Genomic DNA, 24,224 nt, shown 5'->3' on the forward strand with positions numbered 1-24,224 from the left:
CGAACGGCGCGAGCCGCTGTCAAATATAGCCTCTGCTGCCCTTATGTTTCAGGCTATAAAACCGATGGGAAAGCCAAGTAGACTTGCGAGATAGAGGAGAATCGCCATAAAAGGAGCACAACCGGACGCATAATTGGCATGTCGATTGACATTCATGCTTGCTGTTGTCTTCGTCGAAGCGAAGAATGTTTTGCGGGCAGTTCAGTTTGAAGTTGCGCGAAGCAAGGCGTCTAAGCCCAACCAGTTTCGAAGCCAAGGAGTCTTGGTGTTGAAACGTCGGCAGGAGGCCGGACGGATGCATTCAAAAGTCCCTTTCGAACGCATGCGTTCTCCCACCGCAAAATTCGTTCTGCGGTGGGCGGCTATTCTCTTTTGCCTGGTGATATGGGGCGCCGTGATGGCCTTTTTCATCTGGTAGATTCGTTGCGCGCGAAAAGAACGATGCCGATCGTCTTCCAGATAATCTTCAAATCAGCCGACATCGAGCAGCTGTGATAATAGTCCACGTCGAACTGCACCCGTTCATCATAGGTCGTGTCCTTGTTCCGGTGCACCTGCCATAGACCGGTAAGGCCCGGCGTCATGGCGAGATAGTAATGGATCTGACGGCCGTAACGCTCCATTTCATCGGCCACGATCGGCCGCGGGCCGACAAGGCTCATATCGCCGCAAAAGACGTTCCAGAGCTGCGGCAGCTCGTCGAGGCTCGTCATCCGGAGATATTTGCCAAGCCAATGGACGCGCGGGTCGTTGACCAGCTTCTGGGTTTCATTCCATTCGGCGCGCCGCACGGGATCGTTGGCGAGAATGCTGGCCAGCCGCGCATCGGCGTCCTTCCGCATCGAGCGAAATTTCAGGCATGGGAATGAACGGCCGTAGCGGCCGACACGCTCGTGTCGGAATATGAGCGGCCGCCCATCAACCAGCAGCAGGGCCACCGCGATAAGCGCGAAAAACGGCAGAAAGAAAACCAGCGCCGATCCGGAAATCAGGATGTCCCCGGCACGCTTCAGGCGATAATCTCTCGACGTCGGCCGTCGTAGCCGAGCCGATTGCCCGTCCTGAGCAACGCCATCAAAGAACGATAGCATTTTGAAACCCCGTTTGTATCTCAACCCACAGTTAAGGTTGGCAGTGTCGGCCAGAATAGACAATTGACCAGAACGGCTAAGCCTTAGTCAGATAGAAGTAGGCCCGAATACCGATGGCGGGACCATTGATTTATTCACCTCTTAAAACTGTCGATACACGAGAGGACGCAACCGCTTTCAATAAGGGTATCTGCTTGATGCCGTTCAATTAAATGAACGGATGGCGATGGGCGGCGGATCGATTGCCGGATCGTTCAGGTAGCCGGCCGGCAACGCCAGCCAAGCTCGTTCGCGCCAAGATCCGGCCGTAGAGAGCGATCAGCGCTTCGCCCCAGGTTTCCGGCGAATGAGCAAGCCCGGGCGCCTTGCTGAGGCCGTTCAAGCTCATGGAGCGTACCACCGCATCATCGGCTGCGAGCCGTCGCATCGCCGTCGCCAGCGATCCGATGTTCCCCGTCCTGAATGTCAGCGCGCAACCGAATTCCTCAAGCTCGTTTCCCAACAAGGCGGCGTCCGGCACAATAACGGGAATTCCGCTTCCGATCGCTTCGACGGCTGCAAGCGCGAAAGGTTCCGGCACGCGCGACGACACGACGATGGCGCGCGCATTGCGCAGGAGTTCGTGCATCTCCCCTTTCGCTTTCCAGCCGTGGATGACGACTTCAGGATAGTCGCGCTCCAATATCGACCGCCCTGCGCCATCGCCAATGATCTGGAGCCTCACATTGGCAAGCCGCGCCGCCCGCGCGGCATCCTCGAACCCTTTTTCCGGCTCGAGCCTTCCCACGAAGAAGAAATCCCGCATCGTCCAGGGTTCGGCCCCTCTGCGCAGAAACGGCTCCACCGGATTGCGAATGGTCTCGATATGATCGGTGCAGATGCCGGCGCGCTCGAAATATTCACGCATCCGCTGATGCACGATGACGATATTGGCCGGGAGCTCGTCCGTCGGATAGAGCCGCTCCCGCAGCAAGTGGCGTGCAGAACGCCAGATCTTCTCGTGATAGCCGCGTTTGTCGCATTGCGTCGTCATGCACGGAACCGACATCGGCGTGAGCGTGCAGACGGTGTCTTTCCGGTAGTTCGCAAAGCCGCCGTTTGGGCAGCACAGGAAATAATCGTGTGCATGTAGAACCACGCGCTGGCGGACGGGCCACAGGGCCTGGAAGATGGAGGGCGAAAGGATCTTCGACCAGCCATGGACGTGATAGATGGTCGAGGCCGTGTCGGCACTATCGATGACCTCGCGCACCGCATCGAGCGCCTGCCTGTTGTAAAGCCCGTTGATCGAGGCTGCGATCCGCCCCTGCGCGGTCAGCGGTGCGCCGCCGAGATTGATGGTGTCGTCCGCCGGTAGCTCGCTTCCGGCCGCGTCGCCCGCCAGATAGGTTACGGCAATGCCGGCGCGTTTGAGCAAATGCGCCGACAGAATGGCAAGGTTGGAGGCTCCCCCGACCTTTGTCGAACGGTCATTGATGACGACAACACGATCGGGATAGCGCTGAATCACGATCCTACCCCATCGTCCTGATATTCTGCGGGGCAAGCCTGCCCATCAGAAGATCGAAAATTGCGATCGCATTGCCCTTCAGGCGCCCTTTCCGGTCGACCCAGGGTTCGGGGCGCCAGGCTTTGACAAGATTGGCGGCCAGGTTCCGGCCCATTTGCGCAGCCGCCCGTCCCGAACTCAGGGTGTTCTTGCGCACGAGATAGATGGGATTGGCGATCTGCGAATATCCGAACTTGATGCCGGTCGTTCGACCGGCCTTCGTGCCGAGATGCACGCCCTGCAGATGGTCGGCACAAATGACTTCGCCATATCGCGCCATCATGCGGCTGAAGTCGACATCTTCAAGCCAACCATAAAACGGCAGATTCTCGTCAAACCGGACGCCTGAAGCCATGATCGCCGAAACACGGACAGCCATGTTGCAGCCATAGGCGTTATAGATCGGCTTAAAGGATTTCTCCCGTTTCTGCGGGCGGCGAACCTTCTGCACGAGTTTCAGGCCGTCGCAGACCGAGATACCCGCCCCGGTGATCCCGTCGGCGATGACCGTGCCCGTCGACATGACGATATCGCGCCGGGTGCGAAACAGCAGCTCAGTGTCCTCGATGTAAGTGGGCGTCATCAGGAAATCGTCGTCGAGGAAGAGCACCACATCCGCACCGACGATGCTGTCGAGAATTGTATTGCGCTGAAGGCAAAGTCCGCGCTCTGAAACCAGTACCCTGACCGGGCATGCGAGCGAGGAAAGGCTCGTTCGGTCGACATCCTCAAGCGACGGCACGCAGATGACGACCTCCTCGGGCTGACGCGTCTGGTGCGATATATGGGGAAGAACGGCAGAGAGGATTTCGCGCCTGCCCGAACTCGCGATGCCGACAGCCACCTTGAGCGGGCGCCCGCGCGGCTTGTCATTGAAGGCCAGATGGGGAGCGGCCGGCTTTGCGGTAGGTTCGCTCCGCCGCGACGAAGCAGGCTTTCCCGGTGGACGCTTGCTGCCACCGCTGCGATTGGCGATGATCCCGAGCAGGTTCACCCGCGACGCGCCGAAGCTCGCAAGCGCGGCCGACAGCCGCTCGATGGTCATTTTCTTCGGCTTGCCGACGACAATGGCGATGCCATCCAGAAAGTTGAAGATATGCCGGGTATCCGCCGAGCCTTCGAATGCCGCAAGGTCGACGATGACGACGCCGTAGTTCTGGCGGAGTAGCTCAATTTCCGTCTTGAGCGCTGCAAGATGACCGAATATCTGGTGGCACGCGGCAGACCGCCTTGTCTCCTCAACGGTCAGCACGGGAACCAGGGTGGAGGCTTCAGCATGCTCGTCGTCCCTGTTTCTCCTGCTCCTGCGGCCGTGCTCATCGTGACCCGCCCCGACATGTTCGGCGGCTTGCGGCTCATGCTCGCCAACATGATCCATCCGCAGCAAGCCGAGCCCGAAGTCCTCCCCGGCGGCACTCACCACTTTGCTCAGGAAGCCTTTTTGGAAATCGGCATCGACGAGGACGACCGGCGTGCCTTCATTTTGGTAGAGCTGCGCGAGGTTCGCCGCAACCGTCGTCTTTCCCTCGCCGCTGCCGACCGACGTGATGCCGATGACCATTGGCGAATTGGGGCGGAATGCCGTACCAATGGAGTTCTTCACGCCTCGCAAGGCTTCGGTGAAATCGGAATAGGGCGCATCGAGCACACCCCGCAGCGGCATCGCGGCCTGCAGGTTTGCCGCCTTCGCCCCGGCGGGCAAAACTGCCGTTGCGCCCTGAAGAGGCAGGCTGCCGAGCGACGCTATACCGAGTTCCTGCCGCAACCTGGAGTTCAAGTGAATCCCCTTGCCCCTTCCATCAAAAAGCAGCGCGAGCAGGAGACCACCGGCCAGGCCCATCAGCGTGGTGAAGGGCAGGATGATGGAGGGTTTCGGCGAGCTCTTCGTCAGCGGCGCGGACGCGGCCGTCACGACACGGGCATCTCCGAGCGGGAAAGACTGCTTCTGCAACGTGCCCGTCAGTTGTTGGAGAATTCCTTCATAGATGCGGCGATAGGTCGTCGCACGGCTTTCCATTTCGGTGAGTTTCACACGCGCCAGGTTTTTGTCCGTGCCGGTAGCAGTCAGCGCCGCCATCTGGTCATTGAGGAGGCGTTCGCGGGTTTGCGCGACCTGCAGGTTCGTTTTGTATACTTCCTGGATGCGGACGAGTTCGTTCCTGATATCGCCGGTTAGCCGTGCAACTTCCTCTTTGGCGGCCGCGATCGCGGGATTGCCAGGATCGTAGCGGCTTATCAGATTGTTCAGCCTGGTCGTAGCAAGGCTGACGTCCTCCTGGAGTTTCTGTATGCGGGGGTTGTCGATCGTCTCCTGAACGCTGCCGCGAACCGTTTCCCCCGCCATCATCCGATTGAGGGTATCGAGCTTGGCGGACGCGGCAGCGGTCTCGGCGCTTGCGGAAATGGCTTGGCTGCTGATCTCGGACAATTGCTGCTGGTCCAGGGACGATGTGGTGCCGAGTTCCATGATGCCGTTCATGGCCCGGAATTCTTCTGCATCCAATGCCGCCTGCCGGGCTTGCTTCTCCACGTCGATCAACCGGGTTTCCAGCCAGTTCGCCCCGCTTTGCGCTGCTGCGGCGCGCGCGGAGACGGCCGAATCCATATAAGCTTGCGCAAGGGCGTTCGCGACGCGAGCCGCCTTTTGCGGATCGGTAGATTTGTAGCCGATTTCGAGGATATAGGATTGCCCTACCCTGACGACCGAGACCCGCGACAGGAACGACGCCATCGTCCTGCGCATGCGTATCTCCTCGTCCGAGGCCTCCTGGCCGGGTGCGGCGGGTGCAGCCGCTTCGCCGACCATCGACTGCAGCCAGTCCTTGACGATCGACCGCCACGACGCATTGTCCTGGATTTCCGGATCCTCGGAGAGATTGAGTTTGTTGATGACCGCTTTCGCGATCGGCTCCGACTGGATGATCTCCACCTGACTGGCGATTTCAGCCGCCTCGATGATGATCGTTCCAGTGAAAGCATCCTGGGACGCGATCCGGCCCTGCTCGGGATCCATGACGAGGCGGGCAGCCGCGAAGAAGAGCGGCGGCTGGGTGGCGACATAAACACCGCCCGCGGCAGCGCCTACCGCTGTGAACAAGGCAAGTATCAAGGTGTGGCGCCTCAGAAAGCGCCATATGTCGCCGAACGATATATTTTCCGTGTCAGCTGATTGCTTCTTGCCGAACTGATCGCCGGGGATAAGCTTGCCGATGTCGTGAACAACCATATTGTTTTGCCCGATCCTCGAATTCATATGATTTACTGCACCCGCGGAGGAGGATTGGCGGACGAAAGCATCGAGCCGTCCAGGTTCTTGGAGACATTGTAGCGAACGTCCAGCACATCCCCCGGCTCAAGCTCAGCGCTATCGGGAACCGGAGCGGCAGTGCCCGAGTCACCGCCGCGGGTCAGCCAATATTCCAGCGGTTGCACGTCGACGGCCTGGAGGCTTTCATAGCGTGCAATGGATGCGCCTGCGGCCTGCAGCAGCTGAACGGTCGTGGAGCGCTTCAACCGCACGTCTTCCAGCTCCGCTTCTGTTACCTGCAGTTCCTGCCCCACCTCTGTCTTGCGCTCGCCCTTCAGGTTGAGTGCTTCGCGTTCGGTTTCGTTCAGCTTCTGCTTGGCCTGCATGGACGCGACGACCAGATCGAGCTTGTCGCTCTGCATATCGGCGACGATGCGTTCGAGGGATGTCTTGCGGGAGGTGGTCAGGATCTTGGTGTCGACGAGTTTTGCGATGTCGCCAAGCTCATCCTGGGCGATCTGGACTTGCCTTTCCTGCGCCACCATCTTCTCGTCGAGCACAGTGATCTCGCTTCGCAAGAGCTTCATGAGATCTGCTGCGGATTCCAGCTGGTGCCGCAAGGCGTCGGCTCTTGCCGTGAAGAGAGCGCTTTCGCTTTTCAGTATCTGGCCCACGACTGAACCTTCGGGGGCGCCGGTCAGTTCCGGAGGAAAATCCACGGAAGGCTTGTCGTTCAGCTCGGCGATCAGTCTGGCGCGGCGGGCCATGAGCTGTTTTGCCTGAAGCTCGAGGCGGCTGAATTCCCCGGCGTAACGAATCTGCTCGGCGTCGGCATATTCGCCGGAGCGGTCGTTGCGGCGTTCCCGTCCGCCAGCCAGGGCAAGCGCTTGCTTGACGGTCAGTCCTGGCCGGAATTCGAACTCGTTCGGCCGCTCGACGGCACCCGTGACATAGACCATCGGATATCTGGCGATCTCAACCGAGGCGATGGGAGCGGTCGCAAGCCCCGTCAGTTTTTTGATCCTCTCACCGATCAGGATCGCCGTTTCTTCCGTCGTCTTGCCGAGAACGGCAATCTCGCCGACCATCGGCATCGAGATATCGCCGCGCTGAGACACGGCAAATTCGCCGTTGAGAGCGGTCCATTCTTTGTACTCGCCCGTTGAAGACACCCATTCCACGACCGAGACCTTCATCCTCGTCTGCGCTCTGATGCGGTAGCTGTCGTCTGCGGCATGGACGGCTTGTCCGGTCAAAGCGGTGCCAATGAGCCCTGCCGCCATGATGAAGCGGAGGACACGACGGGCGCCGGGCAATGCGGTTTTTGAATTGCGTACGGCAGCAATGGGCATGGCGCGACCTTGTTTTCCTCGTCATTCTGCAGCGGGCAAACCGCCGAATTTCGATGATGCGCCTAATGCAACTCGAGTAAATCCACCGCGACGCAGGCTGCTTTAGTCCAATCTGAGGAAGACGGAGTAGAAAACCACCGGCCGCTTCCCCCAGTTGCGGTATCTCCGGCGAAGTGCCCACTCCACATAGGTCTTTCGGCCGTGGCTCTACCCCGTTTTAGGGCCGTTGCAGACCAATCTAGGCTCTGTGGAATGTCCCCCGCTTCAACGATGATGACTCGACTGGTTGGCGAGGGAAACATCATGCGTGTCGCGATTGTTCATTACTGGCTGGTTTCGATGCGCGGCGGCGAGAAGGTCGTCGAGGCCCTCTGCGACATGTTCCCAGACGCCGACATCTTCACCCTCGTTTACGATGAAAGCCGTGTCTCCGAAAAAATAAGGGGGCATGTTGTCAAGACGTCGTTTCTGCAGCGCTTGCCGGGTGCCGTCAGGCATTATCAGTCGCTGCTTCCGCTGATGCCCTTCGCGCTCGAAAGCCTCGACCTCAGCGGATACGACCTGATCATCTCAAGCGAATCAGGCCCCGCCAAAGGCATCATTGCTCCGCCGCATTCGACACATGTCTGCTACTGCCATTCGCCGATGCGCTATATCTGGGACCACTATCACGTCTATCGTTCGCATGCCGGCCTCGCTTCCAGAATGATGCTTCCGGTGATCGCCCCGCTTCTGCGGTCCTGGGATGTCAGCACCAGCATGCGCGTCGACCGTTTCGTCGCGAATTCGCACCATGTAAAAGCGCGCATCGGCAAGTATTACGGACGCTCCGCCACGGTCGTCTATCCGCCAGTAGCAGTCGAGGACTATGCGCCGTCGGATACCATCGAGGACTTTTATCTTTGCGCCGGGCAGCTCGTCTCCTACAAGCGGGTCGATCTCGCCGTGAGGGCCTTTTCCAAAATGGGACGCAACCTCGTCGTCATCGGCGAAGGCAAAGAGCTTGCCATGCTGAAGTCGATCGCGGGGCCGACCGTGAAATTCCTGGGGCGGGTGCCCTTTCCGGTTCTCAAGGAAAAACTGGCCCGATGCCGCGCCCTGATCTTCCCCGGAGAGGAGGATTTCGGCCTTGTCCCGGTGGAAGCCATGGCGAGCGGCCGGCCGGTCATCGCTTTCGGCAGTGGCGGAGCGCTTGAAACGGTCGTGCCGGGAGAAACCGGCCTCCTCTTCTACGAGCAGAACGTTGAAGCCATCGTCGACGCAGTGCGGTCGTTCGAAGAACACGCCGAGGATTTCGATCCCGAAACCATTCGCACGCACGCAGCGCGGTTCAGCACCAGGAATTTCAAGTTCGGCATGGACTCGATCATCCAGGAGGAACTTCGGGCGAGAAGAAGTAGCGCGCTTGCTGCGAGCTCCCATGCGGAGGCCCGCCGGTTTCCTCTGGACAGCGTCTTTCCCGTCCCCCCGCCTGGAACGGATATCGTCCACTGACGGAGCGTCCGCGTTGGCAGGGCGCGCAGAGCTTTTGCGAAATCACACCTTCAGTTCACGCCGTTCGCGCTCGGTGATCATGGCAAGATCGATCACCTTCTGCAGGTTGGCGGCGTGGCGGAAGTTGGGGTCCGGCTGCAGGCCGCTCATCACCGCGTCGGCAAAGCGCTGGTAGTTGGTCGCCACCGGAGCGGCCTCGATCTCCCTCCAGGTCGCACTTTCGACGTTGTCGCCGAGGCAGCCGCGCAAATCCGAGCCGGAAGGGCGATGGTTGACCTCAAGACTTCCCCTCTCGCCGTAGATGCGAAGCTTGAGCTCGTTCAAGTGGCCCGTCGCCCAGCGGCTGGCATGCACCACGCCGAGCGCGCCATTGGCGAAATCGAGCGACATCGTGAAGCTGTCGTTCGCATCCAGAAGATATTCGCCGATCTGGCCGCCCGGTACCTTGTTGAAGGTCTTCAGCCGGGCAAAGACGTGATCGATATCGGTCGCTGCACCATAAGCGGCGAAATCAAGGATGTGGATGCCGACATCGCCGAGCACACCGGTCGAGCCGTGGCCGGTCGAAAGGCGCCAGAGCCAAGTCGATTCCGTGCGCCAGTCGCCCCAGGCGCGCGACACGAGCCAGCTCTGCAGATAGGATGCTTCTACATGCTTGATGGTGCCGAGCTCGCCGGCGAGTACCATCTCGCGGGCGCGCTGCAGCGGCGCGACGTTCCGGTAGGTGAGGTTCACCATGTTGACGACGCCTGCCGTTTCCGCCGCTTCCGTCATCTCCAGAGCCTTCGGATAGTTTTCCGCCAGCGGCTTCTCGCAGAGCACATGCTTGCCGGCAGCAATCAGCGCTATGGTCGTCGGGTGATGGATGCGATCCGGCGTGACGTTCGTCGCGGCGTCGAAATCACCCCAGGCTATGGCGTCGTCCAATGTCAGGAAACGCTTTTCGACGCCGAATTCATCGGCGAAGAGCTTCAGGCGATCGGGATCGGTATCGACCGCGCCGACGACCTCGACACCATCCATGTGCGCGAAATGGCGCAACTGGTTCTTCGCCATCACGCCCGTACCAAGAACGAGTAGTCGCATGGATGCTCCCTCAGCAGTGAGCTGCTTGGCCGTCCGGTGCGGTTTCGGGCCGCGCTCTTCAACCGGCTCCAGTGCCTTCCTTACCGGCTCATTTGGGGCATCCGCGATGCTCGTCAACGCAGCCGGCACATAGACCTCTTGGCGCTGCTCTTGCAAAGCGAGGCAATGAACGGAGAAAACCAAGAAAATTCAATGAGAAATGGATTTTGAAAAGAGGTTGACGACCAGAACGCCGGCAATGATCAACCCGAGCCCGAGCACGGCGGGAAGATCGAGGCGCTGCTTGAAACAGACAAACCCGACCACCGAAATCAGCACTATTCCCAAAGCGCTCCAGATCGCATAGGCAATGCCGACCGGGATCACCTTCAAAGTGAGCGACAGGACGTAGAAGGCAGCCGTGTAACAGACGACGAGAAGTACGCTCGGCCAGAAACGCGTGAGCTGCTGCGAGAGCTGCAGCGCGGTCGTGCCGATCACTTCCAGGATGATTGCGGCGAAAAGCAGCGCGTAGACGGCAGCCGGGCTCATGGTTCTGTCCTTCGAAAATAATTAGCGCTTCGTGAGTTCGGTAAGCCGGGCAATCAGCGCGCTGCGTTCGGCAGTACCGATCAAGTTGCTTTCCGTCGCGTCGGCAAGCCAGAGACCGTCCGCAGCAAAGCGCACGATCTGAGCGTCGATCGACGAGTCGGTGCCGACATATTCTTCCGCCCGCTCCCGCACCCATTCCCGCCAACGCTGGCGCAGTCGCGGCTCGGCCAGCATTGCAATCGTCACCTGCGTCCAGTGACGGGAGTCATCCGTCCTTTTGCTGATGTCGGCGCACACGAAAAGATAGGCGCGCGTGAAGCGCCCTTGCGGCACCGGATCGGCCCGCATCAGTTCATCGAGTTCTTGATCGAAGCGCTCGAGCAGACTGTCGAACAACGCATCCAGCAGCGCGTTCTTGGTCGGGAAATGGTGCAGCAAACCGCCCTTGCTGATGCCGGATGCGCCGGAGACGGCATCGAGCGTCACCGACGCCATGCCCTGCTCCGTCGCAAGGCGTGCGGCGACATCCAGCAATTGCCGGCGCACGAGAACAGGCTGTTTCTTGCGATGATGAGCAGTTGACATGTTCTATAAAAATACCGTCTGGACGGTTTTGTCAATCAGAATCTGCGGGCACGCTCTGCCTCAGGCATCCTGGGCGAAATGCCGCGGCGCATCGCAACCGGTTGCGAATAGCGCAGCAGCAGTGCATTAAGAAGTGCATTTCAGGGGACGGAATTTGACGGAAGAGGTTATCACGCTCTATCAAGCGATCGGCGGCGGCCTCACGGTGCGGGCGCTGGCGCAGCGTTTCTACGAGCTGATGGACACGCTGCCGGAGGCAAGGCGTGTCCGCGCGGTCCATCCGCCGAGTCTCAAAGGTAGCGAGGAGAAATTCTACGAATATCTGACCGGCTACCTCGGCGGCCCGCCGCTCTATACTGACAAACGCGGCCATCCGCGGCTGCGCAGCCGCCATTTCGTCGCCGCGATCGGCCCGATCGAGCGTGACGAGTGGCTGGTCTGCTTCCGCCGCGCAATGGACGAGACGATCGTCAACGAGAAGCTGCGTGAGATCATCTGGCCGCCGATCGAACGGCTGGCGTTTCATATGCAGAACAGGGAGTAAGATCAGCCATGATCTCGAACACGCGTGCCGCAGCGTTTTTCTTCGTCTTTGCCGGTCTCTTCGGCGCGGCAGGCGTGGCACTTGCCGCCCTCGCGGCCCACGGTGGTGGTGAAGCCGCGCTCGCAGCCTCCGCCTCCGCGATGTGCCTGGCACACGCCCCTGCACTATTAGGTCTCGCAATTGGAATTAAGGAGATCAGAACCGCCCGCCTGGCCGGTTTTCTGATCATCGTTGGCACACTGCTCTTTGCCGGCGATCTCGTGATGCTGCGCCTTGCGGGGATCGGGCTATTTCCCTTTGCCGCCCCGACTGGCGGCTGGGCGATGATGTTCGGCTGGCTGGCGATCGCCGCCGGCGGCTTGATGCGCAACAAACCATAAGCTTAGCGCTGCGGCACCCGGCCGAAGCGCAGCAGGTTCCCGTGCGGATCATGGATGTAGAATTCCTCCATGTTCCAGGGTCGCACTTGCATATCCGTCAGATGCCTGACGCCCTTCGCGCGATATTCCGCATGGAGGGCCGCAATGCCCCCGCCACGCAGGTAGATCGACGTCTTCTCCGGCAGGCTGGCATCGTCGGTGCGCCAGAAATGCAGTTCCATCTCATCGCGCCTGACGATCAGATAGTCAGGCGTATGGTGCACGATCTGCGCAAAGCCGAGTTCGTCACGATAAAAGGCAAGCGTCTCGGCAATATCGAGCGACGGCAGGACCGGAAGAACTTCGATACGGTCCGGATCGCCGCTCATATGCCGTCCACGACGTTGAAACCTTCGAATACCGGCGGCCCCTTGTACATGACCTTATGGTTACCCGCATTGCGGTGCGCCGCGCGGAAGTTTTCGGATTTCGTCCAGTTCTGGAAATCCTCTTCGCTCTGCCAGACCGTGTGCGACGAGAATAGCGTATAGCCCTCCTCCGCATCCGTCGTGCCGCGCAGCAGGCGGAACTCGACGAAGCCGGGCACCTGCGCCAGACTGGAGTCGCGGTTGCGCCAGACATTTTCGAAATCCGCCTCGGCGCCGGTTGCGACCTTGAAGCGGTTCATCGCAATATACATCGGGAGCTCCTCACACCTTCGTGCCGTCCGCGCGGGCCTGCGGGAAGGCAACGACATTATTGCCGTTTGCCGCCTCGCGGCCAAGCGCTGCATCGGTCTTTTCTCCCGGCATGCGCGCTTCCCAGACGGGAAACTCCGTCACGTTCGGATAAAGCTGCTGGCGCTCGGCATTTTTCACCAAGAGATCGTAGAGCTCAGGCACGAGGCCGTCGCCATTCTGCGCGGCGAGCTTATGCAGGCCGATCATCATGAACCCGTCAGGGCGCTGGTCTTTCATCGGGAATTGTCTCGTTCGTTCATTGTCTGCAGCGCACGCTCGAGGCTCGATTTGCTGCCATTGCGCAGCGGAATGAAGGCCTTGCCGAACTTCTTGCAGCCGGTCTTCACCCGCAGGCAGGCATCGTGGCTGATACAGTCGATCGGGCAGAATACGCAGTCGACGGAGGGAAGAACCGTGTCGATCCGCGAGACCGCCTCGCGCAGCCCGCCGTCATGATGGATCAGTTCGGCACCGAAGCTGCTCGCGATCTGGCGAAGATGCGCCACCTGGCAATCGCGGCCGCCGACATAGAGGAAACTGCGGCCATCCAGTTTCGATCCGCCGGAAGATTGCTGCGCCGTCTGCGCTGCCACATCCGCGCTGACGCGGATTTCCCGGTTAGATCCCTTCTTCGCCTTCCGAGCCATTTATCACCCGTTCGCTCGTTGATCGTCACACGATTCTAACGTGCGCGAACGGACCTTATTAAACTTGATTTTTAGAGTAAAGTATAAAGTTGATATTTTTTGTCATATTTTATCGCCGGCCCGAGATCTGCACGTCCTGCGTGAAGGTCCAGCTCGGCTTGCCCCACTCGGAAGGCAGCGGCGGGAAAGGTGAGGCACGGCGCACGCCGGCCACAACCGCCTGATCCAGCTCGGGAATTCCGGAGCTGCGCGCGACGGAAAGAGACACCAGCGAACCGTCGCCGCCGATCGTCAGGCGCACGCGGACACTCATCGAAGCGCTCATCCGTTTATATTCCGTAGGCACCTTGACTGCGCGGCGAATGCGCGACTGCACCTTGCCGGGATAGTTGGCAACGGCTGCGCTCCCGGCTCCGCCGGAGCTCCCGGCGCTGCGCGAGTTCTGGTCGGAATCTGCCGTCTCGCTTCCGTCGCTGGCCCCTCGCCTGGAATCCTGCTTGTTCTCGCCTTGGGAGCCGGCAATCTTCTTTTCCGTCTTCTTCGGCTGCTGCTTCTTTTCCACCGGCTTCGGCTTTTCAGCCTTCGGCTTGGCTGTCGGCGTCGGTGCCTCTTGCGGCTGCACCGGCTCCGGCAGCGCTTCGGCGGTCTCGACCGGCTCGACAGGCTTCAGTTCCTCCGGTGTCTCCGTGGCCATCGGCTGCACGACCGAGGTCTCAGCAGGAACATTCGACGTCAACACCTCAGGCTCTGCCGCCGTTACTGTCTCGGGAGAAACACGCGTAACCTCCTGCATTGGCGGTACGGCTTCCGCCTGGGTCGGCTGCACCGTTTCCGGTGGAACCTCCGTCGGCTGGACTTCCGTGGGCTGGACAGTCTGCGGCTGCACCGTTTCGGCAACCACTTCTTCCGGCTGCGGCTCGACCTGCAGATCCGGATCGCCGGCAGAGGCCTGGTCGGCTTCGGAATCGCCAAGGATGACGACGCTCACGGCCTCGCCCGCTTCCTCCTCCGGGTCGTGTGGCGTCACGACGAAGCCGATTGCCAGGGCCGTGAAGAGAATGGCGTGAAAGGCAAAGGACGTCAGGCAGGCAGCGGCGACGCGTCGCTTGGTCGGCTTTGGCTCGTTTGCCTGCTTTTCAAGGGCACCATGGTCCATCGGCGGGGCGTCTGCCGCGGCTGTCTTTTGCGTCTGCGGATGTTCCGGGAAAGATTCGATCAGCGAGAGGCGCGCATAGTGGATCACGGCTTCTGCGGCGGGCTGGCGCTGCGCATTGCGCAGCTCGGGCATTTCATGACCGGGGTGGATACCCGGCATATTGTCGTTCAAACCGTCAGCATCCTGCTCCACGATGAAATCGCGTCGCAACTTGGATTTCGCTGAAACTGCCATGTGCCTGCCCCGGCCGGTTTGAAACTGAAGCCCGCCGGAGATCAACTCCGGCGCGAATTGCTCACCCCTCGAAGGGAACGGAAATCTGCGAACGGGTAACGAGACCTTTCATGCATTCGCCCGCTGCCGGGCCGTCGCAGACCGGCGTATCGTTGATGAGAATGCGGGTTACGGCCTCGCACTTCACATTCGGCATGTCGAACTGCCGCACCCGCTTCTTGCCCTGCGGCAGATCGCGGAAGTCGAGCACGGTGATCTTGTCGACGGCGTTCTTGTCGTTGAAGAAGGCAAGCTCGAAAGAGATCTTGTTGACGGGTGCGGCAAGCTTATTGAGCGCTACGAAGGTCATCATGCAGCCCTTCTGCGAGGGCGTCAGCGCATTCAACTCGACTTCGAGGGCATTCGCGGGGGCGGCCGCGGCGGCATCCTGCGCATAAGCGGGGCAAAGACTTCCGGCCGTCATCAATCCGCCTGCCACAAGTGCCGCAAATCTGCCCGCCGCCATACCGTTCTCCATGTAATTTCTAAAACTTGAGTTGAAAAGTCTTCTATTGCGTCTTTAAAAAATGGTGACTATGAAAGTCAAGATAATTGTATCAAGACCGGAGGAAAACAAGCCCCCGGCACCAGCGGAAATTGCCAACCGAAATGATGGTTGAGAAGCCAGACACCTTTAAGCATGCACCTCTCCCGCGGGAGGCAGCCGAAATTCGCACCATCGAAAGCGCGGACATTTTCCGCGGCGCGAACGAGATCATGATCCGGCATGACGGCGTGGTCTACCGCATGAAAATTACCCGGCAGGGCAAGCTCATTCTCAATAAGTAAGGGTGGCAGATGACTGATGAGACCAGACCGGCACCGGCCGAAATTCGCGCGTTCCGCGCCGAAAATTCGCAGATGCGCGAGCGCGATATCGCAGCGCGGCTGAACATTTCCGAAGCGGCCCTCGTCGCCGCCGAAGTCGGCATTTCCGCGACCCGCATCGACGCCAGCGCGCTGAAGCTTCTGGAGCGCGTGGCCAAACTCGGCGAAGTCATGGCGCTGTCGCGCAATGAAAGTGCCGTCCACGAAAAGATCGGCGTCTTCGAAAACATCAAAATGGGCATGCAGAGCGCAATCGTGCTCGGCGAAAACATCGACCTTCGCATCTTCCCGAGCCGCTGGGCCTATGGCTTTGCCGTCACGAAGAAGAATGGCGACGAGGAACGCCTCAGCCTGCAGTATTTCGACAAGATGGGCAACGCGGTCCACAAGGTGCATCTGCGTCCGAATTCGAACGTCGAGGCCTACCGCTCGATCGTCGCTGATCTGAAGCTCGACGACCAGTCGCAGGAATTCGTCGAAGCCGAAATCTCCGCTTCAGAGGATGAGAGCGGCGACGTCGGCCGCGACGAGCTGCGCGACAACTGGAGCAAGCTCACGGACACGCATGAATTCTTCGGCATGCTGAAGCGCCTGAAAATCGGCCGCCAGGCCGCACTGCGCACGGTCGGCGACGATTACGCCTGGAAGCTCGGCAACACGGCGACGGCCGAGATGATGCACGCATCCGTCAAAGCCGGTCTGCCGATCATGTGCTTTGTCGCGAACAACGGCATCGTGCAGATCCACGCCGGCCCGATCTTCAACGTTCAGGCGATGGGACCTTGGATCAATATCATGGATCCGACCTTCCACCTGCACCTTCGCCAGGACCACATCGCCGAGACCTGGGCCGTGCGCAAGCCCACCAAGGATGGCCACGTCACTTCGCTGGAAGCCTATGACGCCAAGGGCGAAATGATCATCCAGTTCTTCGGCAAGCGGAAGGAAGGTTTCGACGAGCGTATCGATTGGCGCGAAATCATCGAAAGCCTGCCGAAGGCCGGAACGAGCATCGCAGCGTAAAGGAGCGGAACGATGAAAATACCTTCGAACTTGCGCCGCCGCCGGCTTTGCGAACTGACGCTGACGGCGGCCGTCATGGCACTGCCTTTGCTGCCCGCTGCAACCGCGGAGCATAGTTTCATCCGGGCGGCGCAGGCCGAGGAACCGAAAAAGATCGACACCTCGCGCCTCGTCGCCGTCGGCGGCGACGTGACGGAAATCGTCTATGCGCTCGGCGAAGAAAGCCGCCTCATCGCCCGCGATTCCACTAGCACCTATCCCGAAGCGGCCATGAAGCTGCCGGACGTGGGCTATATGCGGGCTCTCTCGCCGGAAGGCATCCTTGCCGTCAACCCGACCGCGATCATCGCTGTCGAAGGATCGGGCCCGCCGGAAGCGCTGACCGTCCTCAAGAACGCCAGCGTGCCGTTCGAGACGGTTCCGAATACCTACGATCGCGAAGGTATCCTGACGAAGATCGACAAGATCGGCACACTGCTTGCGGTGCCCGACAAGGCCAAGGCGCTGGAAACCAAGGTCGGCGCCGATCTGGATGCCGCGATCGCCGATGCCGGCAAGCGGCCGGAAGCGAAGCGTAAGCGCGTGCTTTTCATCCTCAGCACGCAGGGCGGCAAGATCATGGCCTCCGGCACGGACACGGCGGCTGATGGCATCATCAAGCTCGCAGGCGCCATCAATGCCGTCGGCAGCTTCTCCGGCTACAAGCCGGTGACCGATGAGGCGATTGTCGAGGCAAAGCCCGATGTGATCCTGATGATGAACCGTCAGGGCAGTCACGCGGCGGCCAACGACGACCTCTTCAAGCAGCCGGCGCTCGCACTGACCCCCGCGGCCCAGAAGAAGGCCATCATCCGCATGGATGGCCTGCACCTGCTCGGCTTCGGTCCGCGCACCGCAGGCGCCGTCCGCGAATTGAACGCGGCCATCTACGGGGGCTAAGATGGCTCTGCTGGACGCCATGACGGGACAGAAACGATCACTTTTTTCGATAGCCGCGCTTCGCGAGCACCGCGAGGTAGGCGATCGAGGGCGGCTGGCGCTCCTCGTGATCGGCCTGCTCGTGGTGGGTTCCGTCTTCTCGCTGCTATTTTCGGTGACGACCGGCGCCTCGGATGCCTCGATTGTCGACGTGATTGCAAACGTGGCGGGTTCGGAGGCGGCGCTCAACATGCGCGACCGGATCATCATCTTCGACATCCGGATGCCGCGGGCCATCCTCGGCTTTCTCGTCGGCGGCTCGCTCGCCGTCTCCGGCGCTGTGATGCAGGGACTGTTCCGCAATCCGCTTGCCGATCCCGGCCTCGTCGGCGTGTCGTCCGGAGCGAGCTTCGGCGCCGTCGTGATGATCGTGCTCGGCGGAACGATCGCCATGCCATTCCTTGCGCTGCTCGGCATCTATACCCTGCCGGTTGCAGCTTTCGGCGGTGGCCTTGTTACGACGGTGCTGCTTTACCGGATCGCAACGACCAATGGCCAGACCTCGGTCGCTACGATGCTGCTGGCGGGGATCGCGCTCGGAGCTCTGACGGGTGCGATGACAGGTCTGCTGACCTATATCGCCAACGACCAGCAGCTTCGCGATCTCACGTTCTGGTCCATGGGCTCGCTCGCAGGTGCAACCTGGATGAAGATCGCCGCCGCCGCGCCGATCATTCTGGCATCCTTCGCAGTCCTGCCCTTCATGGCGCGCGGACTGAATGCCATAACACTTGGTGAAGCGGCCGCGTTTCATATGGGCGTCCCGGTTCAGCGGCTGAAGAATATCGCGATCGTAACCGTTGCCGCCGCAACCGGCGCATCGGTTGCCGTCAGCGGTGGTATCGGTTTTGTCGGCATTGTCGTGCCGCATCTGCTGCGCATGATCATCGGCCCCGACCATCGCTATTTGCTGCCAGCCTCCGCTCTCCTCGGCGGCTCGCTCTTGATCTTCGCCGACGTTCTGGCGCGCACCATCGTCGCGCCCGCCGAATTGCCGATCGGCATTATCACGGCTGCAGTCGGCGGACCCTTCTTCCTCTGGATATTGTTGCGGCAGCGCTCGCGGCTTGCGCTCTAAAAGTGAATTTCGATGATCGAACTTTCCGGCATCTCGGTCCGCCTGTCGGGCAAGTCAATCGTGCATGACGTCAGCTTTACGGCGAAGGCCGGCCAGTTGACGGCGATTGCCGGACCGAACGGCTCCGGCAAGACGACCACGATGAAGGCGATCTCCGGCGAGCTTTCCTGCGACGGCTCCGTGCGCATCAACGGCGAAGAGGTCAAGACAATGCAACCCTGGCAGCTGGCCGCCATTCGCGGCGTGCTGCCGCAGGCAAGCGCCATCTCCTTTCCCTTCACAGTGCGCGAGGTCGTGCGCATGGGACTGACGACAGGGCTGAACCTGCACCCCGAACAGGCAGAGCAGATCGCGGCACGGGCGCTCGCCGCCGTCGACCTCGGAGGCTTCGAAGGCCGTTTCTACCAGGAGCTTTCGGGCGGCGAGCAGCAGCGCGTCCAGCTCGCGCGCGTGCTGTGCCAGATCTGCGAGCCGGTCGCGGACGGAAAACCCTGTTGGCTGTTGCTCGATGAGCCGGTCTCCAGCCTCGACATAAGCCATCAGCTGACGATCATGAGCCTTGCGCGGAAATTCTGCGATGCAGGCGGCGGCGTGATCGCGGTCATGCACGATCTCAACCTGACCGCTCTTTTCGCGGACCAGATCGTCCTCATGAAAGCCGGGGGACTAGCCGCTGCCGGCAGCGTCAGCGACGTGCTCACCGACGAGCGCATGCAATCTGTATTCGGATGCCCGCTGCGCATCAATCAGGTTCCGATGGACGCAACACCCTTTGTCCTGGCTCACAGCGCGCTTGCCGGCCGCTGAACCGCCGGAACTTTTGATTGGCCAGCGCGTTGTCGTGTCGATGATTTGGATCAATGCCGGGCGATACGACTTATTGCAATGATCGGTGCTGACCTCGTTTGAAACCGGCCCGCGACTTTGCGCGCGCCCATGCCAAGGAGAGCATCATGGCTTCCATCCTCCCGTCCATTCGCGGCCGGCGCCATGGCAACGGTACGCTTCATGACATCGAATCCACAATCGAGGATCAGATCGAAAGCCTGCGCGACGAAATCGCGACCCTGACGAAGCTGGTTACAAAGAATTCGCGACGGCGCGGCGAAAAGCTCCGCTATCAGGCGGCTGCTGGCTATGACGAACTCCTTGGCCGCAGCGAAGACCTCCTCCACGATCTGCAGGAGAGCTATCTGCGCGGCGCAAAAGAAGTTCGCCATACGGTACGCAGGCATCCGATCGCAACGATCGGTGCGGCGGCCGCCTTCGGCCTCGTGCTCGCGCTCCTCGCACGCCGCTAAGGAGGATCGATGCTCTTTCCGATCCTCAGCCTTTTGATAGGAAACAGTTTTCACAGGACCGTTGCGCGAACCAAGCGCAACGGTATTTTCATTGTGCTCGCCGCAATCTTCCTTCTGAGCGCCTATGTGCTTGCGGTCACAGCCGGGACAATCTGGCTCGCGGGCATCTACGGCGCGGTGGGTGCTGCGCTCTTTCTTGCGGCATGCGCCCTGCTGATCGGCATCGTCGTGCTGATCGTCATGAAGATCATGAACGCACAGGAAGCGCGTCGCGCGCAGGAGCGCCGCCTGGCGATCGAGTCGCTGGCAGCCGTCGGCATCAGCCTTGTCCGTTCACAGCCGCTTTTGACGGCTGGCGTGCTTGCCGCGCTCGTTGCAACAAACCTGATGGGCTCCAAACACCGCGACTAGGGATCCTGACCTCTAGCCCGTTTCGCTCGCACTTTTCCGAATGCGGTCCGGAAGTCCATCATGGGGGCCAAGTGGCCGCTTCGGCCAATCGTCCCACCAGTCGTCAATCAGCTCCTTCCTTTCCGGGTTGAGAGGATAGTGAATACGGTTCTCCGGCTTGTGTCTCTCTCCGACCACGAGCAGCCGGACCTCCTCCTCGGTGTTATTGATGAAATTATGGGCTATGCCGGTGCCAGCCGGGAACCCCACGCCGTCGCCAGGTGCGAGCCGATGCAGATGGCCATCGATCCACACGTTGGGATATCCTTCAATAACGAAGACGAATTCCTCCTCCGCGCTTTCGGCATGTGGAAGCGATGTGCGCCGGCCGGCCGGCAACCGCTCATGATGAATGCCGAGTTTCGAAAGGCTGAACGCCCGGCCAAAAGGCGCGCCAATGCTCATGCGTTCATCGCGTCCTGAATAATGCGGCTCATCGGGTCGCTCGATATTGCGCCAGTGGGTGATAAATGGTGGGCGTTCGTTGCTGTCCATGAGTTGCTCCTCGGGTAGCCCATGCCCGCAAGCCACGCTCAAATCCGCAACGAGCACCGGTCATGAAAACAGCTAGTGACCGCGCCTCAATCGTCAAGCATCCTGCGCAGCGGCGCCACCGGCATATTTGCTGCCAAGTTTTCAGGGCTAGTCTTCATCTCTTGCACAACAAAAAGCCGGCGCCTGAGGCAGCCGGCCTTTTCCTCCCATTCAACGCGTGGATCAGAAGGCGAAGGCCTTCGACGTCAGCGGCGCGGACGTCGAATCCGGGCCGAAATCCGCTTCGCCGGAAATCTGCAGAAGTTCCTGGAGCCGCTGGCGCGCACGATTGACGCGGCTCTTGATGGTGCCGACGGCGCATCCGCAGATCTCCGCGGCTTCTTCGTAGGAGAAGCCTGATGCGCCGACGAGAATGATCGCCTCGCGCTGATCCGGCGGCAGTTGGTCAAGCGCCTTCTTGAAATCCTGCAGGTCGAGCGCGCCGTATTGCGCCGGATGCATCGCCATGGATTCGGTGAAAAGGCCGTCGCTGTCCTGGATCTCGCGGCCGCTCTTACGCATCTGGCTATAGAGTTCGTTGCGCAGGATTGTGAAAAGCCAGGCCTTCATGTTGGTGCCCATCTCGAAGTGATCCTGTTTTGCCCAGGCCTTCATGATGGTGTCCTGCACCAAGTCGTCGGCGCGATCGTGCCGGCCGATCAGCGAAATCGCGAATGCACGCAGACTCGGCAAAGCCGCCAGCAGTTCGCGTTTGAAGCTTGGTTTAGCCTTATCCATCAGCTCGCCCTTACTCGGCCAGTTTGGCCGAAGCCATCATCTCAGCCTGGTCCAGCTTCTCGAGCAGATCGAGAAAACGATCGGGGATCGCCTCGTCCTGTGCCGCCGCATAAAGGGACCGCAGTTTGACGCCGATCTGGTTGTTTGGATCGAGGATATCGCTCGCGCGCATTTCCAGCCGCCGCTGATTCTGTTCTTCGTTCTGCTGCTTTTTCATAAACTCGTCGCTTCTCGCCGTTGTCTTTGTCTGAATGGACGATACGTTTGCGCTGCGGCGTGATATGCCAACAGCACCCTCCGCCGCTCGAGGCGGTTGGTGCTCAGATACTTGCCGGTTTATCGAGGCTCAAAATCGCGGTACGCCCTTCATTCGTCGCCACCATAATGCAAGGCTGTGAAAAAAGTTCCGCATATACTGGAACTTTTTTAATAGCGCGACGTTTCCACTGCATTAGAGCCAGTTATGGCCTACGGACGGGAGTTTTTAATGACACTTTCTACTCGAATTGCGCCGCATCTTCCTTATTTGCGTCGCTATTCCCGCGCGCTTACCGGCACCCAGACTTCGGGTGATGCTTACGTTGCCGCAGTTTTGGAAGCGATCATCGCCGATATATCCATTTTCCCGGATACCGAGAACGACCGCGTCGCACTCTACAAACTGTTCACGAAACTGTTTGGTTCCACTGCCATCCAGATTCCCGAGCCGGCGTCGCCTTACGCCTGGGAGCAGCGTGCGACCGTAAACCTCAGCAAGGTCTCGCCGCTTGCCCGCCAGGCCTTCATCCTCGCGTCGGTCGAGAATTTCCGCGTCGGCGAAATCGCCGACATACTCGAGACCGACGACCAGGAAGTGATGAGCCTGCTCGACAAGGCCTCGCAGGAGATCTCGCGCCAGGTGGCAACCGATATCATGATCATCGAAGACGAACCGCTGATCGCGATGGATATCGAGCAGATGGTCGAAAGCCTCGGCCACAAGGTGACCGGAATCGCCCGCACGCATTCCGAGGCCGTGGCTCTTTACAACAAGACCAAGCCGAACATGGTCCTTGCGGATATCCAGCTTGCCGACGGCAGTTCCGGCATCGACGCCGTGAACGACATCCTGAAGACATCAAGCGTGCCCGTGATTTTCATCACCGCTTTTCCAGAGCGCCTTTTGACAGGTGAGCGGCCGGAACCGACGTTCCTGGTCACCAAGCCCTTCAATCCAGACATGGTCAAGGCTTTGATCAGCCAGGCGCTATTCTTCAATGAATCCACCAAGGTTGCGGCATGAAGCTGAACCGTCAAAGCGACGGAACAAAGCCAATAGCGAGGCGTTCCCAGCTAGCTGGGCCGCTCCGGCAACAGCTTTAACGGTTTCTCCAACGCTTGGTCATAATATGACCAGCGGGGTTCCTGAAATGGCAACCTCTTTCCAGCTGCGCAAGAAGGATCGAAGGAAAGGCGGCCTGGTGAATACGACAGAACCATTAACCGGCAAGCCTTTCGCGCTGGAGGGCAAGTCCGCGATGATGGAGCGGGCGCTGAGCAGCGCCGGAATTTCGATTCTCTTCCAGGATTCCACCCTGACACATTCCTACGCCGAAAATCTTCCCCGCCATTTCGCCGAACTGTTTTTCGCCGGCGGCAGCGACAGCGACCTCTTCGGCAAGGCGCACGGCGATTATCTGAGGACACTCAAGTTCAAGGTGCTCGAAACCGGGACGGCGACGAATGCCGAGATCGATATGGACGTCGATGGCGAGGTCCGGACCTACGAACTCAAAGTACAGCGCATCAATAACGGCGGCTCGCTCGGCATTCTTTCGGTCATCTCCGAAGTCACCGAGATGCGACACCGTGAAAAAGTGCTGAAATCGCTGCTGCGCGAACTGTCGCACCGCTCGAAGAACCTGCTCGCGATCATTCAGGGCATCGCGACGCAAACGGCCCGCAATACGCTGTCGCTCGACAGCTTCCTTGCAAAGTTCCGCGGTCGCCTTCAATCGCTTTCCAACTCGCAGGATCTGATTACGGATTCCAGCTGGCGCGGCGCCTATCTCTTCGACCTTGCGGAAAAGCAGTTCGCACCCTATTGGCCGGAAACGGCAGGTTCCATGCCGATCTTCGGCATCAATGCGCATATGACGCCAAATGCCGCCGTACATCTCGGATTGGCGCTTCATGAGCTGATCGTCAATTCGGCCTCCTATGGCGCAATTGCCGGCGGCGCGTCTTCGATCACCCTGAACTGCAAGGAAGCGAAGCACAACGGCAAGAAGGCGATCGAGATCGCCTGGGTGGAAATCCTGCCGAACCGGACAGAGATTCACGAGTTCAGTGAAAACAGCTTCGGCAAGACCGTGCTGGAACGCGTCGTTCCCTCGTCCATGAGCGGCAAGGCGGAGCTCCGGCTCGTTCCTGGCCGTATCGAATATTACCTGCAGATCCCCGAGACGGAATTCGAAATCCTCAAGCGCCCCTGAGTTTCGCCGTTGCTGGCCAGAACAAAAAACAGCCAGTGCGAGGGCGGCGCACTGGCTGTTTTCACTCATCGGGAGGGGACCGTGAGTAATCCGGATGATGGGTTGGGGGCGCGCATGTTGGGTCGATGCGATCATCATCCGGATGCCGCAATAACGACCGCGTTGA

At 60.1% G+C, this 24,224-nt stretch carries 28 protein-coding genes; 12 read left to right on the plus strand and 16 right to left on the minus strand.

The window, feature by feature from the left end:
• Positions 1–407 precede the first annotated feature (407 nt).
• The 4 genes from ISN39_RS12605 to ISN39_RS12620 all read right to left on the minus strand — a co-directional run bounded on the left by ISN39_RS12605 (position 408) and on the right by ISN39_RS12620 (position 7,239).
• Entirely contained in the window at positions 408–1,091 is a 684-nt protein-coding gene (locus tag ISN39_RS12605; RefSeq protein WP_074069225.1) for a sugar transferase, read from the minus strand.
• A 208-nt stretch (positions 1,092–1,299) separates the two neighbouring features.
• Complete coding sequence (locus tag ISN39_RS12610; protein ID WP_194727720.1) at positions 1,300–2,601, minus strand: glycosyltransferase family 4 protein; 1,302 nt, start codon at positions 2,599–2,601, stop codon at positions 1,300–1,302.
• 4 nt (positions 2,602–2,605) lie between these two features.
• Positions 2,606–5,866, minus strand: a complete 3,261-nt coding sequence (locus ISN39_RS12615) for a Wzz/FepE/Etk N-terminal domain-containing protein (protein ID WP_194727721.1) — start codon at positions 5,864–5,866, stop codon at positions 2,606–2,608.
• A 32-nt stretch (positions 5,867–5,898) separates the two neighbouring features.
• Positions 5,899–7,239, minus strand: a complete 1,341-nt coding sequence (locus ISN39_RS12620; RefSeq protein ID WP_194727722.1) for a polysaccharide biosynthesis/export family protein — start codon at positions 7,237–7,239, stop codon at positions 5,899–5,901.
• A 303-nt stretch (positions 7,240–7,542) separates the two neighbouring features.
• Between ISN39_RS12620 and ISN39_RS12625 the strand changes: the two genes are divergently transcribed.
• Entirely contained in the window at positions 7,543–8,733 is a 1,191-nt protein-coding gene (locus ISN39_RS12625) for a glycosyltransferase (RefSeq protein WP_194727723.1), read from the plus strand.
• A gap of 42 nt (positions 8,734–8,775) precedes the next feature.
• Here the strand turns inward: ISN39_RS12625 and ISN39_RS12630 are convergent, their stop codons facing one another.
• The 3 genes from ISN39_RS12630 to ISN39_RS12640 all read right to left on the minus strand — a co-directional run bounded on the left by ISN39_RS12630 (position 8,776) and on the right by ISN39_RS12640 (position 10,935).
• Positions 8,776–9,819 carry a Gfo/Idh/MocA family oxidoreductase gene (locus tag ISN39_RS12630; protein WP_194727724.1) on the minus strand — a complete coding sequence of 348 codons (1,044 nt, stop codon included), beginning with the start codon at positions 9,817–9,819 and terminating at the stop codon, positions 8,776–8,778.
• A gap of 189 nt (positions 9,820–10,008) precedes the next feature.
• Positions 10,009–10,350 (minus strand): SMR family transporter, encoded by a 342-nt coding sequence (locus ISN39_RS12635; RefSeq protein ID WP_074069229.1) that lies wholly within the window; start codon positions 10,348–10,350, stop codon positions 10,009–10,011.
• A gap of 21 nt (positions 10,351–10,371) precedes the next feature.
• The gene (locus ISN39_RS12640; protein WP_194727725.1) at positions 10,372–10,935 is read right to left on the minus strand and encodes a TetR/AcrR family transcriptional regulator; all 564 of its coding nucleotides are present in this window, start codon (positions 10,933–10,935) and stop codon (positions 10,372–10,374) included.
• Between the two features lie 154 nt (positions 10,936–11,089).
• Between ISN39_RS12640 and ISN39_RS12645 the strand changes: the two genes are divergently transcribed.
• Together ISN39_RS12645 and ISN39_RS12650 are read left to right on the plus strand one after the other, a co-directional pair.
• A complete protein-coding gene (locus tag ISN39_RS12645; RefSeq protein WP_194727726.1) occupies positions 11,090–11,479 on the plus strand; it encodes a group II truncated hemoglobin in 390 nt (129 codons plus the stop codon).
• Positions 11,480–11,487: 8 nt separating this feature from the next.
• Positions 11,488–11,859, plus strand: a complete 372-nt coding sequence (locus ISN39_RS12650; protein ID WP_194727727.1) for a DUF423 domain-containing protein — start codon at positions 11,488–11,490, stop codon at positions 11,857–11,859.
• A gap of 2 nt (positions 11,860–11,861) precedes the next feature.
• Here the strand turns inward: ISN39_RS12650 and ISN39_RS12655 are convergent, their stop codons facing one another.
• The 6 genes from ISN39_RS12655 to ISN39_RS12680 form a co-directional block, all read right to left on the minus strand.
• Positions 11,862–12,227 (minus strand): VOC family protein, encoded by a 366-nt coding sequence (locus tag ISN39_RS12655; RefSeq protein WP_194727728.1) that lies wholly within the window; start codon positions 12,225–12,227, stop codon positions 11,862–11,864.
• Complete coding sequence (locus tag ISN39_RS12660; RefSeq protein ID WP_194727729.1) at positions 12,224–12,538, minus strand: antibiotic biosynthesis monooxygenase; 315 nt, start codon at positions 12,536–12,538, stop codon at positions 12,224–12,226. The genes ISN39_RS12655 and ISN39_RS12660 overlap by 4 nt, the downstream gene beginning before the upstream one ends.
• A 10-nt stretch (positions 12,539–12,548) precedes the next feature.
• Entirely contained in the window at positions 12,549–12,815 is a 267-nt protein-coding gene (locus ISN39_RS12665) for a hypothetical protein (RefSeq protein ID WP_194727730.1), read from the minus strand.
• Positions 12,812–13,225 carry a DUF2325 domain-containing protein gene (locus ISN39_RS12670; RefSeq protein ID WP_039845630.1) on the minus strand — a complete coding sequence of 138 codons (414 nt, stop codon included), beginning with the start codon at positions 13,223–13,225 and terminating at the stop codon, positions 12,812–12,814. Before ISN39_RS12670 ends, ISN39_RS12665 begins: the two co-directional genes overlap by 4 nt.
• 109 nt (positions 13,226–13,334) lie before the next feature.
• Positions 13,335–14,615, minus strand: a complete 1,281-nt coding sequence (locus tag ISN39_RS12675; protein ID WP_194727731.1) for an energy transducer TonB — start codon at positions 14,613–14,615, stop codon at positions 13,335–13,337.
• A 61-nt stretch (positions 14,616–14,676) separates the two neighbouring features.
• Positions 14,677–15,120 (minus strand): hypothetical protein, encoded by a 444-nt coding sequence (locus tag ISN39_RS12680; protein WP_194727732.1) that lies wholly within the window; start codon positions 15,118–15,120, stop codon positions 14,677–14,679.
• 143 nt (positions 15,121–15,263) lie between these two features.
• On the opposite strand from ISN39_RS12680, the gene ISN39_RS12685 reads away from it, so the two are divergent.
• The 7 genes from ISN39_RS12685 (at position 15,264) to ISN39_RS12715 (ending at position 20,273) form a co-directional block, all read left to right on the plus strand.
• The gene (locus tag ISN39_RS12685) at positions 15,264–15,443 is read left to right on the plus strand and encodes a hemin uptake protein HemP (RefSeq protein WP_039845633.1); all 180 of its coding nucleotides are present in this window, start codon (positions 15,264–15,266) and stop codon (positions 15,441–15,443) included.
• Positions 15,444–15,452: 9 nt separating this feature from the next.
• Entirely contained in the window at positions 15,453–16,505 is a 1,053-nt protein-coding gene (locus tag ISN39_RS12690) for a ChuX/HutX family heme-like substrate-binding protein (protein ID WP_194727733.1), read from the plus strand.
• A 12-nt stretch (positions 16,506–16,517) separates the two neighbouring features.
• Positions 16,518–17,444, plus strand: coding sequence for a hemin ABC transporter substrate-binding protein (locus ISN39_RS12695; protein WP_194727734.1), 927 nt, complete (start codon positions 16,518–16,520; stop codon positions 17,442–17,444).
• Position 17,445: 1 nt separating this feature from the next.
• Positions 17,446–18,561 carry an iron ABC transporter permease gene (locus tag ISN39_RS12700; RefSeq protein ID WP_194727735.1) on the plus strand — a complete coding sequence of 372 codons (1,116 nt, stop codon included), beginning with the start codon at positions 17,446–17,448 and terminating at the stop codon, positions 18,559–18,561.
• A gap of 12 nt (positions 18,562–18,573) precedes the next feature.
• Positions 18,574–19,368 (plus strand): heme ABC transporter ATP-binding protein, encoded by a 795-nt coding sequence (locus tag ISN39_RS12705; protein WP_074069242.1) that lies wholly within the window; start codon positions 18,574–18,576, stop codon positions 19,366–19,368.
• 143 nt (positions 19,369–19,511) lie between these two features.
• Positions 19,512–19,862 (plus strand): DUF883 family protein, encoded by a 351-nt coding sequence (locus ISN39_RS12710; RefSeq protein WP_194730178.1) that lies wholly within the window; start codon positions 19,512–19,514, stop codon positions 19,860–19,862.
• 9 nt (positions 19,863–19,871) lie between these two features.
• Positions 19,872–20,273 carry a hypothetical protein gene (locus ISN39_RS12715; RefSeq protein WP_194727736.1) on the plus strand — a complete coding sequence of 134 codons (402 nt, stop codon included), beginning with the start codon at positions 19,872–19,874 and terminating at the stop codon, positions 20,271–20,273.
• Between the two features lie 12 nt (positions 20,274–20,285).
• Here the strand turns inward: ISN39_RS12715 and ISN39_RS12720 are convergent, their stop codons facing one another.
• The 3 genes from ISN39_RS12720 to ISN39_RS12730 form a co-directional block, all read right to left on the minus strand.
• Positions 20,286–20,807: a cupin domain-containing protein gene (locus tag ISN39_RS12720; RefSeq protein WP_194727737.1), complete on the minus strand. Its 522-nt coding sequence runs from the start codon at positions 20,805–20,807 to the stop codon at positions 20,286–20,288.
• Between the two features lie 222 nt (positions 20,808–21,029).
• Positions 21,030–21,584 carry an RNA polymerase sigma factor gene (locus ISN39_RS12725; RefSeq protein WP_022717008.1) on the minus strand — a complete coding sequence of 185 codons (555 nt, stop codon included), beginning with the start codon at positions 21,582–21,584 and terminating at the stop codon, positions 21,030–21,032.
• 10 nt (positions 21,585–21,594) lie between these two features.
• Positions 21,595–21,801, minus strand: a complete 207-nt coding sequence (locus tag ISN39_RS12730; RefSeq protein WP_074069245.1) for a NepR family anti-sigma factor — start codon at positions 21,799–21,801, stop codon at positions 21,595–21,597.
• Between the two features lie 270 nt (positions 21,802–22,071).
• On the opposite strand from ISN39_RS12730, the gene ISN39_RS12735 reads away from it, so the two are divergent.
• Both ISN39_RS12735 and ISN39_RS12740 read left to right on the plus strand, forming a co-directional pair.
• Entirely contained in the window at positions 22,072–22,866 is a 795-nt protein-coding gene (locus ISN39_RS12735; RefSeq protein ID WP_074069246.1) for a response regulator, read from the plus strand.
• A 238-nt stretch (positions 22,867–23,104) separates the two neighbouring features.
• On the plus strand, positions 23,105–24,058 hold the full coding sequence (locus ISN39_RS12740; RefSeq protein WP_194730179.1) for a sensor histidine kinase: 954 nt from the start codon (positions 23,105–23,107) through the stop codon (positions 24,056–24,058).
• The last annotated feature ends 166 nt before the right edge of the window (positions 24,059–24,224 follow it).

Source organism: Rhizobium sp. 007 (assembly GCF_015353075.1).
In the GTDB taxonomy this organism is placed as follows: domain Bacteria; phylum Pseudomonadota; class Alphaproteobacteria; order Rhizobiales; family Rhizobiaceae; genus Rhizobium.

Coding starts and splice junctions, on each gene's coding strand:
- ISN39_RS12715 (WP_194727736.1), top strand. CDS start 19,872: ATGCTCTTTCCGATCCTCAGCCTTTTGATAGGAAACAGTTTTCACAGG.
- ISN39_RS12630 (WP_194727724.1), bottom strand. CDS start 9,819: ATGCGACTACTCGTTCTTGGTACGGGCGTGATGGCGAAGAACCAGTTG.
- ISN39_RS12700 (WP_194727735.1), top strand. CDS start 17,446: ATGGCTCTGCTGGACGCCATGACGGGACAGAAACGATCACTTTTTTCG.
- ISN39_RS12735 (WP_074069246.1), top strand. CDS start 22,072: ATGACACTTTCTACTCGAATTGCGCCGCATCTTCCTTATTTGCGTCGC.
- ISN39_RS12640 (WP_194727725.1), bottom strand. CDS start 10,935: ATGTCAACTGCTCATCATCGCAAGAAACAGCCTGTTCTCGTGCGCCGG.
- ISN39_RS12690 (WP_194727733.1), top strand. CDS start 15,453: ATGACTGATGAGACCAGACCGGCACCGGCCGAAATTCGCGCGTTCCGC.
- ISN39_RS12625 (WP_194727723.1), top strand. CDS start 7,543: ATGCGTGTCGCGATTGTTCATTACTGGCTGGTTTCGATGCGCGGCGGC.
- ISN39_RS12725 (WP_022717008.1), bottom strand. CDS start 21,584: ATGGATAAGGCTAAACCAAGCTTCAAACGCGAACTGCTGGCGGCTTTG.
- ISN39_RS12720 (WP_194727737.1), bottom strand. CDS start 20,807: ATGGACAGCAACGAACGCCCACCATTTATCACCCACTGGCGCAATATC.
- ISN39_RS12685 (WP_039845633.1), top strand. CDS start 15,264: ATGATGGTTGAGAAGCCAGACACCTTTAAGCATGCACCTCTCCCGCGG.
- ISN39_RS12615 (WP_194727721.1), bottom strand. CDS start 5,866: ATGGTTGTTCACGACATCGGCAAGCTTATCCCCGGCGATCAGTTCGGC.
- ISN39_RS12665 (WP_194727730.1), bottom strand. CDS start 12,815: ATGAAAGACCAGCGCCCTGACGGGTTCATGATGATCGGCCTGCATAAG.
- ISN39_RS12670 (WP_039845630.1), bottom strand. CDS start 13,225: ATGGCTCGGAAGGCGAAGAAGGGATCTAACCGGGAAATCCGCGTCAGC.
- ISN39_RS12680 (WP_194727732.1), bottom strand. CDS start 15,120: ATGGCGGCGGGCAGATTTGCGGCACTTGTGGCAGGCGGATTGATGACG.
- ISN39_RS12660 (WP_194727729.1), bottom strand. CDS start 12,538: ATGTATATTGCGATGAACCGCTTCAAGGTCGCAACCGGCGCCGAGGCG.
- ISN39_RS12730 (WP_074069245.1), bottom strand. CDS start 21,801: ATGAAAAAGCAGCAGAACGAAGAACAGAATCAGCGGCGGCTGGAAATG.
- ISN39_RS12655 (WP_194727728.1), bottom strand. CDS start 12,227: ATGAGCGGCGATCCGGACCGTATCGAAGTTCTTCCGGTCCTGCCGTCG.
- ISN39_RS12605 (WP_074069225.1), bottom strand. CDS start 1,091: ATGCTATCGTTCTTTGATGGCGTTGCTCAGGACGGGCAATCGGCTCGG.
- ISN39_RS12695 (WP_194727734.1), top strand. CDS start 16,518: ATGAAAATACCTTCGAACTTGCGCCGCCGCCGGCTTTGCGAACTGACG.
- ISN39_RS12650 (WP_194727727.1), top strand. CDS start 11,488: ATGATCTCGAACACGCGTGCCGCAGCGTTTTTCTTCGTCTTTGCCGGT.
- ISN39_RS12705 (WP_074069242.1), top strand. CDS start 18,574: ATGATCGAACTTTCCGGCATCTCGGTCCGCCTGTCGGGCAAGTCAATC.
- ISN39_RS12675 (WP_194727731.1), bottom strand. CDS start 14,615: ATGGCAGTTTCAGCGAAATCCAAGTTGCGACGCGATTTCATCGTGGAG.
- ISN39_RS12635 (WP_074069229.1), bottom strand. CDS start 10,350: ATGAGCCCGGCTGCCGTCTACGCGCTGCTTTTCGCCGCAATCATCCTG.
- ISN39_RS12620 (WP_194727722.1), bottom strand. CDS start 7,239: ATGCCCATTGCTGCCGTACGCAATTCAAAAACCGCATTGCCCGGCGCC.
- ISN39_RS12740 (WP_194730179.1), top strand. CDS start 23,105: ATGGAGCGGGCGCTGAGCAGCGCCGGAATTTCGATTCTCTTCCAGGAT.